The organism is uncultured Alloprevotella sp. (assembly GCF_963536905.1).
In the GTDB taxonomy this organism is placed as follows: domain Bacteria; phylum Bacteroidota; class Bacteroidia; order Bacteroidales; family Bacteroidaceae; genus Alloprevotella.
Genome location: NZ_CAUTBW010000049.1, coordinates 1 through 16,756, shown reverse-complemented (window position 1 = coordinate 16,756; position 16,756 = coordinate 1). Strand labels below are relative to the sequence as shown.

Sequence of the window (16,756 nt, the reverse complement as noted above, 5' to 3'; positions counted from 1 at the left end):
TCCCAAGCATGGGGAAAGGACGAGGAGAATCTTACACACTTTTTCAGACATTACCCAAATACACGGGCCTCGCACGCAGCGAAGTGGAAAGTCTAAACGAGAGCTTCAAAAAGATGGAAACGCGCACGCCGCGCGAACAGCTCAACGCGCTGGCAGCCGACGCGGGACGCTTGGGCATACAGTCGAAAAAAGACGTACTCGACTTCGTGGCCGCGGCCGACCAGCTCAATGTGGCACTGGGCGAAGACCTCGGCGCTGATGGTGTGAAAAACATCGGCAAGCTCGCCCAGCTCTTCGGCGATGACAAGAAAATGGGGCTCAAGCAAGCCATGCTCTCGACAGGCTCGGTCATCAACGAGCTGGCACAAAGCAGTTCCGCCGCCGAAGGCTATCTCATGGACTTTGCCGGACGCGTGGCAGGCGTGAGCAATCAAGCCCACATGTCACAAGCCCAAATCATGGGCTTTGCCTCTGTGCTCGACCAGAGCATGGTGGGCGTGGAGCGTGGCGCAACAGCTTTTCAGAACGTGCTCACCGCCCTCTACAAGAAACCCGCCGAGATGGCGCGTGCCGCAGGTCTCGATGTGAAAGAGTTTGCCCGCACACTGCAAACCGATGGCAACGCCGCCTTCCTCCAATTCCTCGAAGGGCTCAACCGCACGGGCGGCATCGAGAAGCTCGCCCCCATTCTGGCCGACCTGAAACTCAGCGGCAGCGGGGTGACACAAACCATCGCCGCGCTCACACAAAACATCGACAAGCTCACCGCCACACAGAGCCAAGCCGCCAAAGCCTTTCAGGAAGGCACCAGTGTGACCAATGAGTTCAACCAGCAAAACTCCTCCGCACAAGCAAAGCTCGAAATGTCGCGCAAGCGCGTCGAGGACTTACGCATCGAGTTGGGGCAAGCGCTCTGGCCTGCCATGACAAAAACCAACTCCGTCATCGCCGCCGGCATTCAGGTGCTCTCTTCGCTCATCCGCTTCTTCAGTCAAAACTCCATAGCCCTCGCAATGCTCACCACGGCCGTCGTGGGCTATACGCTGGTCGTCAAAGCGCAAACCCTGGCCGAACACGCGCGAAATGCAGCCATGACCATAGGGAAGGCCGTAATGATAGGGGTTAATGTAGTTCTCAACCTTCTGCGCTTAGGCTACGGACTCATGACGGGAAACATCGTCATGGCCACCACCGCGCAAACGGCCCTCAACGCTGCCATGGCCGCCAACCCTATAGGCGCAGTGATCTCCGCCTTAGTGGCCCTCGTCACCATCATAGGGACAGCCGTCGCCGCCATGGGACTCTTCACCTCTTCCTCCGACAAAAGCACACGCGCACTAACAGCACAACAGCAGGCACAGCAGGACCTCCAGGACATCACCTCCAACGCTAACAAAAGCATCGGGGAGCAAGTTTCGAAGGTCAACACCCTCACGGCCGTCATCCACGACAATTCACGTTCGCTCAAAGATCGCAGAATAGCCGTCAAAGAACTCCAGAAAATCATCCCCTCCTACACCGCACAAATCAGCAATGAGGGACGCGTCATGCACGAGAATACAAACGCCGTCAAAAACTACATAAAAGAACTGCGCAATCTGGCCATCCTGCAAGGAGCAAAAGATAAGATGGCAGCACTGGGCGGAGAACTGCTCGACCTGACCGACAGCTCCAGCCGCCGCGAAAACGCCCTCCGCATCCGCCGTAACCGCATCTCAGCCCTAAAGAGGGAGATTCCCGAACTGAGTGCAGCCATCGACAAAATAGTGGCGGGAGGCACCGTCACGAGTCAGGATGTGAAGGCCTTTGTCGAGGCAAGAAATGCGGGAAAATACAAAGATATAGGTTGGGACACTTGGCTGAAACAGAAAAACGTGAGACAACTCGCAGCCGACATCAAACAGGCAGAAGGTTGGGTGGAAGAGGCACACAATAAAGTCGCAAAACAAAATCAGCGCATCGATGCCATACAATCCTCCCTCAAGCGTCAAGGCCTTAATCCCGAAGACATCAACAAAGATTCCGCGCCACCCACACCGAAAGAAACCACCCACGCCTCCACCCTTCCAACCACCAACAGCAAGAAGGGAAAGAAGGGAAAGAAAAATAAAACAACGACAAAGAAAGTCCTTACCCCCGACAATTCCGAAATCATCCTCGAGAGCCGCCAGGCAAAAGCCGAGCTACAGAAAGATTTTGCCGAAGGGCGCAAGGACATACAAGAGTACCGCGAAGAGATGCTCGCCATCGAGATTAACGCCACCGAGAAGCAGATGGCACTCTTCGTCACCGCCGAGCAAAAGAAGATGGACAAATACAAAGCCTTAGGCGAAAAGCTCATCCAACTCAAGCAGAAGCAAGCCGAAGAGCAACAAGCCTGGAGCCTGCGCGACCTCGAGCGCCAGCAAAACGAGGAAGAAGAGCTGCTCGAATCCCGCTACGCCCGCGGCCTCGTGAGCGAAGAGGCCTACAACCTACAGCGCAACGCCATCACACTGAAATACCTTAAAAAGCGCGCCGAGCTCCACCGCCAGGTGGGCAACACCGAAGAGTTTGAGAAAGCCCAGCAGCAATACCAAAAGGAAAGCGCGCGCCAAAAGCTCGAGCAGGTGAAACGCCTCCATGATGCCCTGAAGAAATACCGCGAAGAATTTAGCCAAAAATCGCCCGAGGAACAGTACCAAAACGAACTCCAACTCCTCACCGCGGCCAAGGCACAAGCCCTCAAGGAGGCCAACGGCCAACTCCAGGAGCAGCTCCAAGTGGAAGAAGAGTTTGCCCGAATCTTCGAAGCCCTCCGCCGAAAATACTACGACAAAGGCGGCATCCGCGACCGCTCCACGCAGGAAATCCTCCAGCGCGCTGGCCACCAAGCCTCCCACGCTGGCTCCGGCGGCGACATGGCCGACGGTGTCACGAATCTTTTTAGTCAAATAGCCGCCTATAAAAACACGCAGCAACAACTCCGCGCACAGCTCGACGACGGACTCATCACCCGCCAGCAGTACGCTGACGCCGAGGCTGAAATAGAAAAGCAAAAATACGAGCGCATCGCCTCCTACGCCACAGCAGCCTATCAGAGCATCGGAGCCATGCTGCAAAGCGTCAGTCAGCTCATGCAAATCAACTACGAAAACGAAGCTGCCAGCGTGGAAGAACGCTACAATCGCGAGATACAAGCCGCGGGGCAAAGCTCCGCACGCGGAAAAATCCTCGAAGAAAAGAAACAGCGCGACCTGGCCCGCCTCAAAAACAAATACAACAAACGCGCCATGGCCATCGAAATCTCACAGGCCGTAGCCTCCACCGCCGTGGCCGCCATCAACGCCTACGCCTCCGCCTCAAAGGTCAACTGGATTCTGGGCCCTATCGCCGCCGCCATGGCAGTGGCCGCTGGAGCCGTACAGATTGCCGCCATCACGCAGCAACACCGCAAGCAATCCGCGGGCTACTTCGCTGGAGGTTTCACCGGTGGGCGCAACTATCGGCGCGAGGCCGGTGTGGTCCACGAAGGCGAATTTGTGGCCAACCACGAAGCCGTCAACAATCCCCACCTCTTGCCCATGTTCCAACTCTTGGACTACGCGCAACGCCACAACACCGTGGCCTCCCTCACCGCCGACGATGCCCGCCGCGTGATGCCCTCCACCGCTGGCAGCCAAGCCTCCGTCACCGTCATCGACACCGCGCAGCCCCGAACGGCCGAAGCCATCGAGCAGCTCAACCGCCACCTCGAAGCGCCCATACAAACCTACGTCACCATCGACGGCCCCGACGGCCTCGCACGACAATGGAAACACTACAAGCGACTCAATAAAGAATAAAACAGCCTAGTCAGCCTAGGGCTCCTAGGCCTCCTAGGGCTCCCCAACACCGAAAAACCATGCACCTCTACATCGAAAACAAACCCGCCATCATCAAAGCAGGCACCAACGTGAAGCTCATCCGCGAGAATTCCCTCCTCTCCTCACAGTCCGACCGCACGTTCGACGTCACCCTCCCGCTCTACGCCCCCGAGAACCAACGCATCTTCGGGCCGCTCCAACGTCTCGAAATCTCCAAGCGCCCCCTCGTGGGCCGTCACTTTCCCTTCCGCCTCCTCTGCCCGCCCGAAGAGATGGCTGGCACCGCCGTTATCACCTCCATCACGGAAGAAGAAGTGAAGCTCCAACTCCTCTCCGGCCGCTACGCCCTGGAAGCCGCCATGCTCGACGACAAAGGCCTGGACCGCTACATCGACGAACTCCCCCTCGGCCGCGCCTGGGACGGGCTCTACAACTTCAATTACGCCCCTGATGATGCCTTCGCCTCACAAGAAAACATCCGCCGCTACGCTTACGACTACCAAGAATACTGGCTACAGCGCGCCTTCAGCCCCAGCGGCCGCCTCGAAAAGCTCAACACCTATCAAAACTTTGTGGCCTTCCCCATCTATGCCACCGGCGAGGGCGGAGGATGGGCCAATGAATTTGTCGTGCAAGATCTCCGCGAGAACAAACAATTGACCGGCCAACAATTCAACCTCCGCGCCACCGTCAAGAACAACCACCTCCGCGCCGCCGATGATGTCTACATTGCCCCACAGCCCTATCTCTGCTACGTCATCGAGCGCGTGCTCATCGCCCTGGGCTTCTACTGCTCCCCCGCCCACGATGCCCTGCGCCAATGCTGGCTCAAAGACATCTTCATTGCCAACGCGCGCACCACACTCAAGCTCCACAAGATGCTCCCCCACTGGACCGTACGCGAATTCTTCGAACAATGCCGCCTTTTCCTCGGTATCTACTTCACCACAGCCTACGACCCACTCCTACAGCGCAACGTGGTCTACATCAACCTGCGACGCAACCGCATCAAAAAAATCAACCAAATCGACCAAACCAACATCCGCCCGCTCCACCACATCACCTCCGCCTTCTCCTACTCCCTCGAAGACAACCCAGAAAGCGAGGAAAAAGACATCACCCGCGCCAACGTGGCCTACGCCTTCCCCGACATCAGCCCCCTCTATGTCCTGCCCGACGAGGTTTGGGAAAATGCCAACATAGTGGAAGTGAATACCTACGAAGAAATGGAAGCCTACAAGGAAAGGGAAAGGGACAAGGAAAAGAAAAAACTAAAGAGCACCCTCTTCTTCTACCAAGGACTCATCTACGCCTACCTGGAAGTGGCCGACAAGGAATGGGACTTCGCCGAAGTGGACAAAGCAGGAGCGCGCCGCACCTTCAACCACTTCAGCCGCCCCAGCCGCCCCAACGGCCCCAACGACACCACCGAAATCATCCCCGAACGCAACATCAACATCTCCCTGAAAATCGTTCCCGCACAAATAGGCTACTTCGACATCGTCAGCGGCTCACAATACCTCACCGGCAATCGCACCACCAAGACCTGGACCAGCGCCAACACCTCCTACGACAACCAAAAACACTACATCCTCCACTTCCTCACCGCCGACACCCGCACGCCGCCTCCCGACGAAGGCTACTGCATCAGCAACATCCTCCTACAGAAAGAGAAAAACCCCGCAGCACAGAAGCGCGACATCATCGAAGTGGGCTACAACCCTGGGAAAAGCTTCCGCACCTTTCCCAGCGGCAAAGGCTTAGAGGACAAAGAGATCCCCGACGTGCCTGGAGCCTACGGCCTCACCTGGTATCCCATCGACGATAAGATCAAGCTCTCCGACTCACTGCGAGAAAAATACCCCTTCAGCCTCAAAGGCAACCTTCCCGAAACCATCGCCACCGAAACCCTCAACCCCGGCTTCAGCATCTCCACCAAAGCCGAACTCGTCATCTCCTTCACCGATGAAGGACAATTCTCCCCCGAAGACATCTATCTCATCCAGGGCCGCCGCTACCTCTGCCGACAACTCGAATTCACCTTCTCCACCGAAGGACTCAACCCCCTCAAAAAAGGATATTTCTATGAGATAGAATAAAAAGTCCGACCTGTCCTCCTAGTCATCCTAGTAATCCTAGGCCTCCTAGTAATCCTAGGCCTCCTAGTAATCCTAGGCCTCCTAGTCCGACCAGTCCGAGAACACCCAACACTGCAAAAAAAGAGAGTGCGCCACAAGCCCAGTGGTGCACTCTTCGTTGTTCAAAAAAAAATGTTACGGCCTATATGGATGCGAGGCCGGGGCTTTTATCGAGTCGGCCGCGCGGCGAATGCGCTCCGACAAATCATGCAAAGCAGCATAGAGCTGTTCTGCCTCTTCAGGCGTGAAACCACCCACACCGCCGTTGCCATCAATACCATACATTTTGTGCTGAAACCACGACATCGATTTATCAAAATAAGTCCGATTCAGCTCCCGCCACGACACGGCTAAATAAATATCGCGCAGCCGCTGCTTCATATCCGTGATTTGCTCCTTGTTTTTGTTACAAATAATTTCCATAATCTTGTTTATTCAGAAAACACAAAGGTAGTATCAATTTTAATAGTATCCAAATTTATTACTATTTTTTTTGATACTAAAACACTAAAAAAAGAAAGAGGACGCGAACCATCACGGTCAGCGCCCTCGAAGCTTTACAGATTAAAGATGTTGTTTATAATCTGAGGATGTATGATACTGCAAAGATACGCATTAACTCACAGAAACAAAACAGTTTCCCCGTCTTATTCTGCATTTCGCAAAACCCCTATTTTTACACATAAGGAGAAGCGAAAATTCCTATACTACAAAAAAAAATTCCTAGTATAGAAAAAAAAATTCCTAGTATAGAAATTTTATTTTGTAGTATAGAAATTTCAAATCTCCCCTAACCTTTTTTTATTAACCTTTTAATCCTAAAAAACACACCATGCTTAAGTACAGAGTAGTATCCCGCAAAAATCCGATCGACAAATCGGTCAAGTTCTACGCACAGCAAACGCCCGTGGCACCCGTCACCCTCGACGAGCTTTGCCAAGAAATCAGCCACAGCACCACCGCCACCGAAGGCGACGTGGCCCTGGTGCTGAAAGAAGCCGTGGTCCACATCATCAATCACCTGCTCAACGGCCGCTCCGTCCGTCTGGGCGATTTGGGCAGCTTCCGCACCACCATCTCCTCAAAAGGTGCAGCGGAGGCCAAGAAGTTCGAACCCTCCAACATCCGCGGCGTGCGCTGCCGCTGGACACGCTCCAGCCGCATTCGTCGAGCCTTCCAGCTCACCGACGGCCGCGTGAAAATCATGAAGGAATAAGCACCCACTCCTCTTTTCAAGTCCCCGCAAATTTTCTGCGGGGGCTTTTTTTATAGCCAAAACTCCAAATCTCCACCCCCAAAACGCTCGTAGAGCAGAAAATAGAGAAAACCCGCGTTTGCTATCTAAGAGTTTGCAAAACCCCAAAAATATGCTCCAAAAAAAAACACCTTTTCACACGCGCTATCTAATTTTGCCGTGTCAGCTGTGAACAGGTGTGAACACTTTTATATAAAGTAAAGAGAATCAGTATATTAAGCTGCTTTTTTATTGACAAAATAGGTATATTATTACTGTGTACAGGTGTGAACACACTGTGAACATTTTAACATTTGGGTGTGTAGGGGTGTGAACACTTTTGGGGTGGTGTGAACACTTTATTTTTTCTAACTTATTGATTTCCAACGATGTCACACCTGTTCACACCTGACACGGCAAAAATAGCCTCGCGTGCGCGCGCGAGGAAAAAAACAGGCAGAAAAACCTCCTAGTCCCCCTAGTCATCCTAGGCCTCCTAGTCATCCTAGTCCCCCCACTACTGAAAAAAAAATTATCTTTGCAGCAAGCTCTTAAACACACACACTTTCTCTTAACCTCATGGAACACATCCTTGTTTACGTCCCCTTTGAGAAATACCTCGGACAATGGCTTGTCAATCGCCTGGGCAGCCCCGTAGTCTTTCCCGCTCGTTCGAATGAGAATGCCATCCTGGCGCGCTACATCCAGCGGCCACCATCGAAAAACTATGTCCCCGCGCTCCGCTCGGCAGGAATCCCCGTGCGCGTGCCCATCGTTCACGGCAAAAATCCCTACTCCCACACCCATTTGTCGCGGCAGGGCGAAACGGCACTCATCGCCGCCGTGGAACTGCTCTTCCGCATGGACCTCTGGTATGGCCTCGCTCCCTTGCTCACCACGCGCGGCATCAACGCACACATCGACCGCTGGTGTGAGCAGCACGGCATAGCCCTCGACTACAGAGAAGCCGTGCGCCAAAAATTCTACCGCATCCGAAAGGACTATTTAGCCTCCGAAATAATTTTAGGAAAAAAACATCGCAAAAAGATTGATTATAAAGCGGTTTTGTGAAAAGATGAAAAAAGTATACTTCAACCAGATGCAGCAGGAAGTTATCCGCACCGGCGCACGCGACAGCATCGTGGTGGCCGGACGCGGCACGGGAAAAGGCGTACTCCACGCACAAACCAACCTGCGCAACTTCCAGCTCATGCCGCGCAGCACCACCGCCTTCGTAGCTCCCAACGGCAAGCGCGCACTCACCAACACGCTCCCCTCCATGCTCATGCACTGGGAAGCCTGGGGCTACCGACGCGACATACATTGGTGCATCGGTCATCCACCTCCCAAAGCGCTCAACTGGCCCAAGCCGCTCATCACGCCCGCCTGCTGGGACAATATCATTTCCTTCTACACCGGCGCCATCGGACAAATCATTTCGCAGGACCGCAAAGGCACGTCCAACTCCAAGAGCTTCGATTTCCTCGACATCGACGAGGCGAAATTCATCGACTTCGAACAACTCAAAGACGAAACCTTCCAGGCCAACCGCGGACAGACCCGCGAATTCGGTGACCTGCCATTCCATCACGGGATGCTCATCACCTCCGATATGCCCGTGACCAAAAAAGGCAGCTGGTTTCTCCACTACGAAAAAAATAGCGACCCGCAACTCATCGCCCTCATCCAAGGCCTCGTGCTCCAGCGCTACAAGCTCCAACAGCAGTTGCTGCTCACCACTGGCCCCACGCCCGCTCTCAAACACGCCATCACCGAAGTCGACCACCAGCTCACGGAGCTGCGCCGGCAGGCCGTGTTCTACAAGACCTACTCCTCGCTCACCAACATGGCCGTGCTGGGGGAAGACTATGTGCGCCAAATGAAACGCGACCTCCCGCCCCTCATTTTCCAAACCTCCATCCTTTGCATCCCCGTGGAAATCATGCGCGACGGTTTCTACTCGTCCATGCGCCCCGCCCACAAATATGCTGCCACCGACTTCTCCTACCTCGACTCCCTCGACTACGACCTCCAGCGACTCGCCGAGGTGGATTCCCGCATGGACTGCGACCTCCAACCTCACTCCCCCCTGCGCATCGCCTTCGACTTCAATTCCAATATCAACTGGATGGTCGTTGGCCAACCCGACGAAGGCGCACACCGCCTCAATGTGGTGAAATCCTTCTACGTGAAATACGAACGAAAACTCCCCGAACTCGTCGGCGACTTCTGCCAGTACTACGAACACTTCCCCGAGAAAACCGTTGTGTTCTATTTCGATGCCACCGCCCGCGGCTCGAACTACGCCGTCAATAACGAAGACTTCGAATGGGTCATCGAACACGAATTCGAGCGCCGCGGCTGGACGGTCATCCCCATGTACCTCGGTGCACCCATGCGCCACATCGAAAAACACCTGCTCATCAATCGCGGCTTTGCCGGACAAGCGCGCCTCATGCCCTACTTCAACGAAGCCAACAACGAGGACCTGCTCGTTTCCATCCAAAGCGCGGGCGTGTACAACGGCAAAAAGGACAAACGCGGCGAAAAGCTCGCCGAAACCGACGAGGACCGCCTCGAGAGCCGCACCGACGGTTCCGACGCCTTCGACACGCTCTACATAGGTTGCGAACGCTTCCCCATCGAAGGCAGCATCATGGCCGTTACTTCCAATTGGAATTGAAAAACGACACACGGAAAGCCCCCTCCATCTCCCCCATGAGGGGGAGTGCTCAGCGGCCGCTTGCTCTTTTTCGTCCTTTCTTAGTTTTTCCGCACCTTTTCGCCCTGGAGAAACTTATTCCGCCCCCTCTCTTCAGAAAAACTTCCCCATTTCGCCCCGAAAAACGCGTAAACATTGGCATTTCTTAGGGGCTTCCCCGCCCGCCGCCCCTCCTTCTGAGAGAAAAAAACACCCCTTTTTCTCTTTTTCGACCCCCCAGCGCCCTGTTCGCTTTCGGTAATGAGCAGTGACGAGCAGAGCGGAATATGCAAGAGAGGACCTCCGACCCGTCCGACCTGTCAGACCAGTCCGAGAATATCCAAGAGAGAGGACCTCCGACCAGTCCGACAAGTCCGACTAGTCCGAGAACATCCAAAAAAGAAAAGAAAAATAGAAAAATTACTATCTTTTATTTGGTTTATAATAGAAAAATTACTATCTTTGCAATGTCAATTAAAACAAGAACCAAATGAAGTACAAAGAGTTTCACCAAAAAATCAAAGCCGCAGGTTGGAAGTTCGACCACGCCAAAGGCAGCCACTATTTCTACCTCAAAGATGGTAAGCTTTCAGAACCCGTTCCTTACCATGGAAGTAAAGAAATAGCTGAACCACTGAGAAAAAAACTTGCAAAAGCACTGGGGCTTTAGTCCCCTTTGCTTTCGCCTCTAACATAAGAAGAATATGGAAAAGATAATCATCAACGTTTGTGCCAGCAAGGACAGCTTCGGGGCTTACTCTGCTAATTGTGACGGCATCTTTGGCGCAGGAGATACCATTGAGGAATGCAAGGCAAACGTATTGGAAGCCATCCGCCTTATCAAAGAAGAACTACCTCAAGAGAGATGGGCCGCCCCTCTACGTGGAGAATACACCATCGAATGGCACTACGACATTCAAAGCCTCTTGTTTCATTATGGTACGATCATATCGCTATCAGGTTTGGAAAAAATTACCGGTATTCACCAAAAGCAGCTGTGGGCATACATGCACGGCCGCTCCAAGCCGCGCCGACAACAAATTGAACGAATAGAAAACGGAATCAAGAGCTTTGGCCGCGAGCTGGAGTCGCTCGCAGTGACAGAATAGCGGGGCTTGTTTTAATTGACACGAAAACTTGTCCAGTGTGCGCTGCCCTTTGGGGTGGCGCTTTTTCTATGTCTTTTCTCCCTAATAATAAGAGGTATAGCTTTGCTCTTGTTAATCAAGCTATATCTCATGAACTATCACATCGACATCGATTCCTACATTGGGTATCCCATTTCGAAACAATACATCCGCGAGAAGCTGGCGAAACAGAGCGGGAAAAACGTGAATGTGCGCATCAATTCCTACGGCGGCGATGTGCAAACCGCGCTCGACATCCGCCAGCAATTCCTCGACCACGGGAAAGTAACGGCCTACATCTTCGGCATGACGGCATCAGCTGCCACTATCTTGGCCATGGGTGCGAAGAAGATTTGCATGAGCCGCTACGCGCTGCTGCTCCTCCACCAGTGCAGCACAGAAGTGTTCACCTGGCAACAGATGAACGCCGACCAGCTCAGCGAGTATGCCCGCCAGCTCAACGACCGCACGGCCGACCTCTCGAAGATTGACGACGTGATGGCCAACATCTACGCCCTGCGCACAGGACGCAGCGTGGAGGAGATGGCCGAAGTGATGCGCCGTGCCGCATGGCTCACGGCCGAGGAAGCCCTGGAGCTGGGATTGGTGGACGAACTCGTGGAAGAGGGCGAAGGCGTTACGCTCACGGCCGACATCCGCGAGCATTTCCGCGCCTGCGGCCTGCCCATCCCCACCCATGGTATAAAAAACTCCACAGCAGCAGAGGAGACCGAAAAAGGACTCCTCCGCGCGCTGCGCCGACTTTTCTCTAATCAACACATTCAAACAACTATGAACACACTCTACTCCCGCGTTCTCGCTCTGCTCGAGGTCGAGGGTATCCAAGAGAGCAACGGCCAGCTGCTGCTCTCTGCCGAGAATCTGCAAAAGATGGAAAACGCACTCGCCGCGGCAGAACAAGAAAAACAACAGCACGCCGACAGCATCGCAGCTCTCGAAAAAGAGAAGGAGCAGCTGCTCGCCAACATCGAAGAGCTCAAAGGCGCCGATGGTGACGACAGCCCCAAGATTGAGGGCACTGTCGACGACTCTCCGCTGAAGTATGCCGCTACGGCACAAGCAAGTTTCGAACGCTTCAAAAACATTCTGTAACACTATGGGAACACTCAACATTCAAAGCACTGACCTGGCAAAATCGGCCGTTCAGTATCAAAAAGAACTCCTCATCATGCCCGTCATCGGTGCGTATGAAACACTCAAACACATGACTCCCCTCCCCGGAAGTCGCGGCCGTGTGGTCATGGGCAGCCTGGGCGGCGACATCGAACTGGGCCCTTACGATCCCTCCCGTGTGGACAACTCTGGCGTCAGCATCGATGCGCGCACGCTGGAGGTTTTCTTGGGCAGCGTCGTGAAGAAATTCGACCCCAACGAAGCCTGGCAAACCGTTTACGGCTCGCTCTTGACACAAGGCGAGGAACTCAAACAGGTCGACATGGCGCAGCAGGTGCTGTTCTACCTCGCCGCACAGCTGGGAAAGAAGCTCAATGAGAGCATCTTCTCTGCAAAGCGCAACGACGCGGGCACTACCACCAAAGACCTCTTCGATGGTTTCGACTCCATCACAGAGAAGGAAATCACCGCGGGCAACATCGCCACGGCGAAGAAGAACCTCTACGAGTTCGGTGCTGCCTTCACGCATCAGAATGCCGTGGATTTGCTCAAAGCCTTCTACTGGGCTTCCAGCGATGAACTCCAGAGCCGCCCCACTAAGATGTATATCCCCGTCAACGTGATGAACGCCTATACGGAGGACTACCAGCAGAGCGTGGGTGCTGTGCCCTACAATCAGCAGTATCAGAAAACGTTCCTCGAAGGTTCTAACAACCTTTGCGAACTCGTGCCGCTGGTATCCAAGAAGGGCTCGAACTTCATCCACCTCGCGCCGCAGGGCAACATGGTTTACGGCTACGGAAACGGCCTGGCCGAGGAAACCATCGCAGTGGAGAAACACGCTCCGTTCCTCCTCGACTTCGTGGCCACCATATTCTTCGGCACTCAGTTCCGCAGCATCGCGCCCGAGGCTCTCTTCGTGGGCAAGCTCCACGCCTAACCCCTCCTATTAACCCACACAAAAACTCTTTTCAGTTATGGAAAAATGTACTGACTTCTCTCTCTACGAGAGTTTGAAATACTGTAAAGGCAAAACAATCCTGCCTGGCGTGCGCGCTCACGCTTACGTCATCCCAAAATCCTGGATTGTGAAGTGGCCAACGCTGCCCGCGTTCTCCGCCGAAAAGGACTTGTTCGGCAAACTCGCCACCTACAAAGGCGACTTCACGCTGGCGGCTGACAAAAAATGGCTCGTGGTGGACTTAGCCTACAACAAAGGCAACATCGAATGGGAGGCGCAGGGCAACAAGCCCAGCCGCACGTTCCTCAACAAGTTCACGGCCACTCACCCCGAAATCAACGGTTCGGCTGCTGCCTTCCAGCGCATGGCCATCGCCGACGATCTCGTTTGGGCCATTCCGCAACGCGACGGCCGCGTGCGCATCTTGGGCTCAGAGCAGTTCGAAACCGACACGAAGCCCAGCGGCGCAACAGGCGAAGGCTTGGATGGTAGCGCCGGCTCTATGTTTGCCGTAGAAGCTACGGACGTTTGTCCCGCACCGTTCTACGAAGGCAAAATAGTGACGGCCGAGGGTGAAATTGATGGTAAAACCGACGGCCCCGCAGGCGCGGCACCGTCAGTAGGAGGCTAAAACACATGATGGACGAAAAGTTAACCCAACAAATTCAGCAGTGGCTGATGACGCCCCGCGAGGAAAGAGACGTTCCCGCGGGCGCGTCGCTGCTGCTTCAGCTCAACCGCAATAAGTTTCTCTACTCCCGCATACTGCTGCGCCCCGAGCGGATGCACGACAAGCTGGAGTATGAGCTGAACAAACATTTGCGCATCCGCTTGGATGGGATGACCGTTCACGACGTGGCCGAACTGGACCGCCAGCTCATACCGGCGGTGGCGCAACTGTTGGAAACCTCGCCGCATGCTCCCGCAGCAACGGCCGAAGATGCTGCCAACTCTTCGACAGATGCTGCCAAAAAGGGCATCCGCCCCGACCACGATGATTTGCCCGCAGAAATTCAGCAGCTCTACACCGACAACGGTCTGCTCTATCAGAAGATGAAACAACTCTTTGAGCAGCTCAAGGAGATGGAAGATGCGCTGCCCTGCGACCGCTTCGAATATCTCCAGCAGCTGCGCGACTTGGACGTGCGCTATCGGCAGAACTGGGAAACTTACGATGCCTTCCGCCCTGAAGATGCTAAGGACGAAACCACAGCCCCAAACCCTGCAAAGGAAGTGGCCGCTGCGCGAAAGTTTCTCTCCACCAAAAAGCCGCGCCTCGCTGCTGCATTGGAAGCCTCCGATGACGAAACAGCCGCGGCTCTGAGGGAGGAGATGCAACAACGCATCGCGCTGATTCTGCGTGCCGACGGCGGTTTTGCGCCAAAGTTCCGTGCCGAACTCGAAGCGCTGGGACTTTCTTTCTAACCCCTTTTTCATAGTCATCAGTTATTTTTAGATTTAGGTTTTATGTTGTTTCGGGCCGTGGGCTTTAGGCCTTCGGCTCGATTTCTTTGTTTCTTATGTACCAAGACCCTCGCACGCTCGAAACCATCCAGAACTTCCTCTTTGCCGATCGCAAGGAGATGGAGGAAGCCCATTTGCAGCCAGCGCAGATTGAGCGCATCATTCGCATGCGCGACGTGTATTCCTACTGGCTCAACCACCCGCGAAAGGAAGAACGCGACATGGCGCGCTACATGCAGGAGGCCTACAACATCTCGCAGAGCGCGGCCTACAAAGACCTGCGCTACATCAAAATTCTCCTGGGCAGCCTGAACTCTTCCACCACCGATTATTATCGCTACCTCTTCATCCAACGCTGTGAGGAGGGTTTCCGCATGGCGCGCGAAAAGGAAGATCCGAAAGCCTTTGCCTCGGTGCTCTCGGCACTGGGAAAATACACCCGCCTCGACCGCGACGAGGCACAAGTGGCCGACTATTCGCTCATCGTGCCGCAGCCGTTCGAAATGTCGGGCGACCCCGCCGTGGCAGGTTTCCAGCCCATCCCCGACCTGAACCGCAAAATACAGAAGTATCTGCAACAATGGCAAAAGGAAGCCGCCGCGGTGCCCACCGCAGAGTATGAAGAAGTGAAACCCCTAACCCCCGAAGATTATGATCCGCTACATTCGCCGCATTGAAAGCTGCCCCGCGCGCCATCTCGCCTCCGCGCTGCCCCTGCCCGACACGCTTTCCGTCCTGCTCCCGCTAAGCGTGGTGTGGGACCCACTCGAAATCATCGATTTGGCCTCGCTCACCGTGTCCGATGCCTCCACCTCTGGCCTGCGCCTTTGGACGGCGAAACTCTCGGCCACTCTCGCCACGCGCCCCGCGCCGCCCGAAGAGCCGCTCTGCTTGCGCCTGACCGACACGAGCGGCCGCCAATATCTCCTGGGCCTGGCGCAGCGCCCTCACCTGCTCATCGCCTTCGAAGACCGCGCCCCCGCGCGTGCCTCAGATGCTTGCGCCTGCACTCTCTCCGCCACCCTCACGGCAGCTCCCTGGCCCGTGATGGAGATTCGCTGACTCTCCTCAAAAAAAAATCGGACCAGTCCGACCGTTCCGACTGTTCCGACTTTTTTAGAAAAATGGTGGAGTGCTCTTTACATGCTCGCCGCCATCAGCTCTTTTCCTAATCCTGCTAAAGCACGCTTTATTTTATCTTGAGTTTTGGGCGATGGCCGCCTTGTGCCACAAACGTATTGAGACAACTGCGCCTTATTGATACCCGTTAGTTTGGCCAATCCTGCCAGCGACAGAATATATTTGTAAGTTGCTAAAAACGCAGATATATCTGTAACAAAGCAAAACTCATAGGAGACCTCTTCGCCTGTGCGCGCCTTGTGAGCTTCTCGCATTTCTTTATATACTTCCATAAAATCCGCCTTTGCTTCTTCGATAGTGGTCCCCTCTCCCAGTAAGCCAAAAGGCAAATCCTCTTCTACATAGACAGAGTACATTCCCTGTCCGTTACTCTCAATGTGTGCTTTTATTTCTTTCATACCTCATTTGTTTTATAGATTGTCTTCTCGTGTAGAGAAGAGGGCTTATAGCCCTGCATCTCTGCAAATTTTTCTCAAAGTGCCTGGTGCAACTTCTTGCTTTTCGTGATGGCTTGTGGGGAAATACTTACCGGTCAGGGGGCTATACCATTCGGGGTGGCCAGCAATTTCCCCATTTGTAGGGTAACACCCTGCTTTCTTGAGCTTTCTATGTAGTTCGCTGTATTTCATTCTTACTTTCCTTTGATATTACAAATATAATGCTTTTTATTTGAATAGCAAAAAGAAGAAACAAATAAAAAATATCGTAGAAAAAACCGCCCGTTCGCCTACGGGCGCATTCATAGGCCTGCCTCGCTTCCGCGCGGCGGGCTTTTTTGTGTCTTTTCTGCTGCCTTTTTGTGCCTTTATCTTTGTTTTTAGAAACAAACACAAAGCTATGACACACGACGAAATTTTACGCGAGGCGCAGAAAGTGCGCGGGGCAAACACTTCAGGCGAAAACACGGCCGTGCGCGTGGGCACGGTGCTCACCGAAACTCTCCGGCTCGTCGATGAAAAAGCCGCGACGGCTGAGATGTCGGAGAAGTTTGCCAGCGTGGCACAACAAATCG

16 protein-coding genes are annotated in these 16,756 nt (G+C 54.1%); 13 read left to right on the top strand and 3 right to left on the bottom strand.

The features are described 5' to 3' along the window. Together ABLA33_RS08385 and ABLA33_RS08380 are read left to right on the top strand one after the other, a co-directional pair. Positions 1-3,824, top strand: a 3,824-nt coding sequence (locus ABLA33_RS08385; RefSeq protein WP_347719956.1) for a phage tail tape measure protein, incomplete at its 5' end; no start/stop codon positions are given. A 59-nt stretch (positions 3,825-3,883) separates the two neighbouring features. Continuing rightward, positions 3,884-5,944 (top strand): hypothetical protein, encoded by a 2,061-nt coding sequence (locus tag ABLA33_RS08380; RefSeq protein ID WP_347719955.1) that lies wholly within the window; start codon positions 3,884-3,886, stop codon positions 5,942-5,944. A gap of 174 nt (positions 5,945-6,118) precedes the next feature. Here ABLA33_RS08380 and ABLA33_RS08375 read toward each other — a convergent pair whose 3' ends face one another. After that, positions 6,119-6,406, bottom strand: a complete 288-nt coding sequence (locus ABLA33_RS08375) for a DUF5053 domain-containing protein (RefSeq protein WP_347719954.1) — start codon at positions 6,404-6,406, stop codon at positions 6,119-6,121. A gap of 409 nt (positions 6,407-6,815) precedes the next feature. Between ABLA33_RS08375 and ABLA33_RS08370 the strand changes: the two genes are divergently transcribed. From ABLA33_RS08370 to ABLA33_RS08320, 11 genes are all read left to right on the top strand, one after another. Then, a complete protein-coding gene (locus ABLA33_RS08370) occupies positions 6,816-7,199 on the top strand; it encodes an HU family DNA-binding protein (RefSeq protein ID WP_315091637.1) in 384 nt (127 codons plus the stop codon). Between the two features lie 597 nt (positions 7,200-7,796). Then, complete coding sequence (locus tag ABLA33_RS08365; protein WP_347719953.1) at positions 7,797-8,288, top strand: hypothetical protein; 492 nt, start codon at positions 7,797-7,799, stop codon at positions 8,286-8,288. Continuing rightward, the gene (locus tag ABLA33_RS08360) at positions 8,266-9,900 is read left to right on the top strand and encodes a hypothetical protein (RefSeq protein ID WP_347719952.1); all 1,635 of its coding nucleotides are present in this window, start codon (positions 8,266-8,268) and stop codon (positions 9,898-9,900) included. Before ABLA33_RS08365 ends, ABLA33_RS08360 begins: the two co-directional genes overlap by 23 nt. A 508-nt stretch (positions 9,901-10,408) precedes the next feature. After that, positions 10,409-10,588 carry a type II toxin-antitoxin system HicA family toxin gene (locus tag ABLA33_RS08355; RefSeq protein ID WP_315091628.1) on the top strand — a complete coding sequence of 60 codons (180 nt, stop codon included), beginning with the start codon at positions 10,409-10,411 and terminating at the stop codon, positions 10,586-10,588. A gap of 34 nt (positions 10,589-10,622) precedes the next feature. Beyond that, complete coding sequence (locus ABLA33_RS08350; RefSeq protein ID WP_347719951.1) at positions 10,623-11,027, top strand: hypothetical protein; 405 nt, start codon at positions 10,623-10,625, stop codon at positions 11,025-11,027. A gap of 129 nt (positions 11,028-11,156) precedes the next feature. Next, complete coding sequence (locus ABLA33_RS08345) at positions 11,157-12,158, top strand: Clp protease ClpP (protein WP_347719950.1); 1,002 nt, start codon at positions 11,157-11,159, stop codon at positions 12,156-12,158. Positions 12,159-12,162: 4 nt separating this feature from the next. After that, positions 12,163-13,119 (top strand): hypothetical protein, encoded by a 957-nt coding sequence (locus tag ABLA33_RS08340; protein WP_347719949.1) that lies wholly within the window; start codon positions 12,163-12,165, stop codon positions 13,117-13,119. Positions 13,120-13,156: 37 nt separating this feature from the next. After that, entirely contained in the window at positions 13,157-13,771 is a 615-nt protein-coding gene (locus ABLA33_RS08335) for a hypothetical protein (RefSeq protein ID WP_347719948.1), read from the top strand. 5 nt (positions 13,772-13,776) lie between these two features. Continuing rightward, a complete protein-coding gene (locus ABLA33_RS08330; RefSeq protein ID WP_347719947.1) occupies positions 13,777-14,565 on the top strand; it encodes a hypothetical protein in 789 nt (262 codons plus the stop codon). Positions 14,566-14,660: 95 nt separating this feature from the next. Beyond that, entirely contained in the window at positions 14,661-15,281 is a 621-nt protein-coding gene (locus ABLA33_RS08325) for a hypothetical protein (protein ID WP_347719946.1), read from the top strand. Beyond that, positions 15,256-15,666, top strand: a complete 411-nt coding sequence (locus tag ABLA33_RS08320; protein WP_347719945.1) for a hypothetical protein — start codon at positions 15,256-15,258, stop codon at positions 15,664-15,666. The genes ABLA33_RS08325 and ABLA33_RS08320 overlap by 26 nt, the downstream gene beginning before the upstream one ends. 77 nt (positions 15,667-15,743) lie before the next feature. Here the strand turns inward: ABLA33_RS08320 and ABLA33_RS08315 are convergent, their stop codons facing one another. Further along, on the bottom strand, positions 15,744-16,142 hold the full coding sequence (locus tag ABLA33_RS08315) for a helix-turn-helix transcriptional regulator (protein ID WP_347719944.1): 399 nt from the start codon (positions 16,140-16,142) through the stop codon (positions 15,744-15,746). A gap of 45 nt (positions 16,143-16,187) precedes the next feature. Further along, entirely contained in the window at positions 16,188-16,373 is a 186-nt protein-coding gene (locus ABLA33_RS08310) for a type II toxin-antitoxin system HicA family toxin (RefSeq protein WP_347719943.1), read from the bottom strand. Positions 16,374-16,756: the final 383 nt, after the last annotated feature.

Excerpts from the sequence above, each read along its gene's own strand:
- ABLA33_RS08355 (WP_315091628.1), top strand. The coding sequence starts at position 10,409 with ATGAAGTACAAAGAGTTTCACCAAAAAATCAAAGCCGCAGGTTGGAAG.
- ABLA33_RS08330 (WP_347719947.1), top strand. The coding sequence starts at position 13,777 with ATGATGGACGAAAAGTTAACCCAACAAATTCAGCAGTGGCTGATGACG.
- ABLA33_RS08380 (WP_347719955.1), top strand. The coding sequence starts at position 3,884 with ATGCACCTCTACATCGAAAACAAACCCGCCATCATCAAAGCAGGCACC.
- ABLA33_RS08335 (WP_347719948.1), top strand. The coding sequence starts at position 13,157 with ATGGAAAAATGTACTGACTTCTCTCTCTACGAGAGTTTGAAATACTGT.
- ABLA33_RS08340 (WP_347719949.1), top strand. The coding sequence starts at position 12,163 with ATGGGAACACTCAACATTCAAAGCACTGACCTGGCAAAATCGGCCGTT.
- ABLA33_RS08370 (WP_315091637.1), top strand. The coding sequence starts at position 6,816 with ATGCTTAAGTACAGAGTAGTATCCCGCAAAAATCCGATCGACAAATCG.
- ABLA33_RS08320 (WP_347719945.1), top strand. The coding sequence starts at position 15,256 with ATGATCCGCTACATTCGCCGCATTGAAAGCTGCCCCGCGCGCCATCTC.
- ABLA33_RS08345 (WP_347719950.1), top strand. The coding sequence starts at position 11,157 with ATGAACTATCACATCGACATCGATTCCTACATTGGGTATCCCATTTCG.
- ABLA33_RS08325 (WP_347719946.1), top strand. The coding sequence starts at position 14,661 with ATGTACCAAGACCCTCGCACGCTCGAAACCATCCAGAACTTCCTCTTT.
- ABLA33_RS08315 (WP_347719944.1), bottom strand. The coding sequence starts at position 16,142 with ATGAAAGAAATAAAAGCACACATTGAGAGTAACGGACAGGGAATGTAC.
- ABLA33_RS08310 (WP_347719943.1), bottom strand. The coding sequence starts at position 16,373 with ATGAAATACAGCGAACTACATAGAAAGCTCAAGAAAGCAGGGTGTTAC.
- ABLA33_RS08375 (WP_347719954.1), bottom strand. The coding sequence starts at position 6,406 with ATGGAAATTATTTGTAACAAAAACAAGGAGCAAATCACGGATATGAAG.
- ABLA33_RS08350 (WP_347719951.1), top strand. The coding sequence starts at position 10,623 with ATGGAAAAGATAATCATCAACGTTTGTGCCAGCAAGGACAGCTTCGGG.
- ABLA33_RS08365 (WP_347719953.1), top strand. The coding sequence starts at position 7,797 with ATGGAACACATCCTTGTTTACGTCCCCTTTGAGAAATACCTCGGACAA.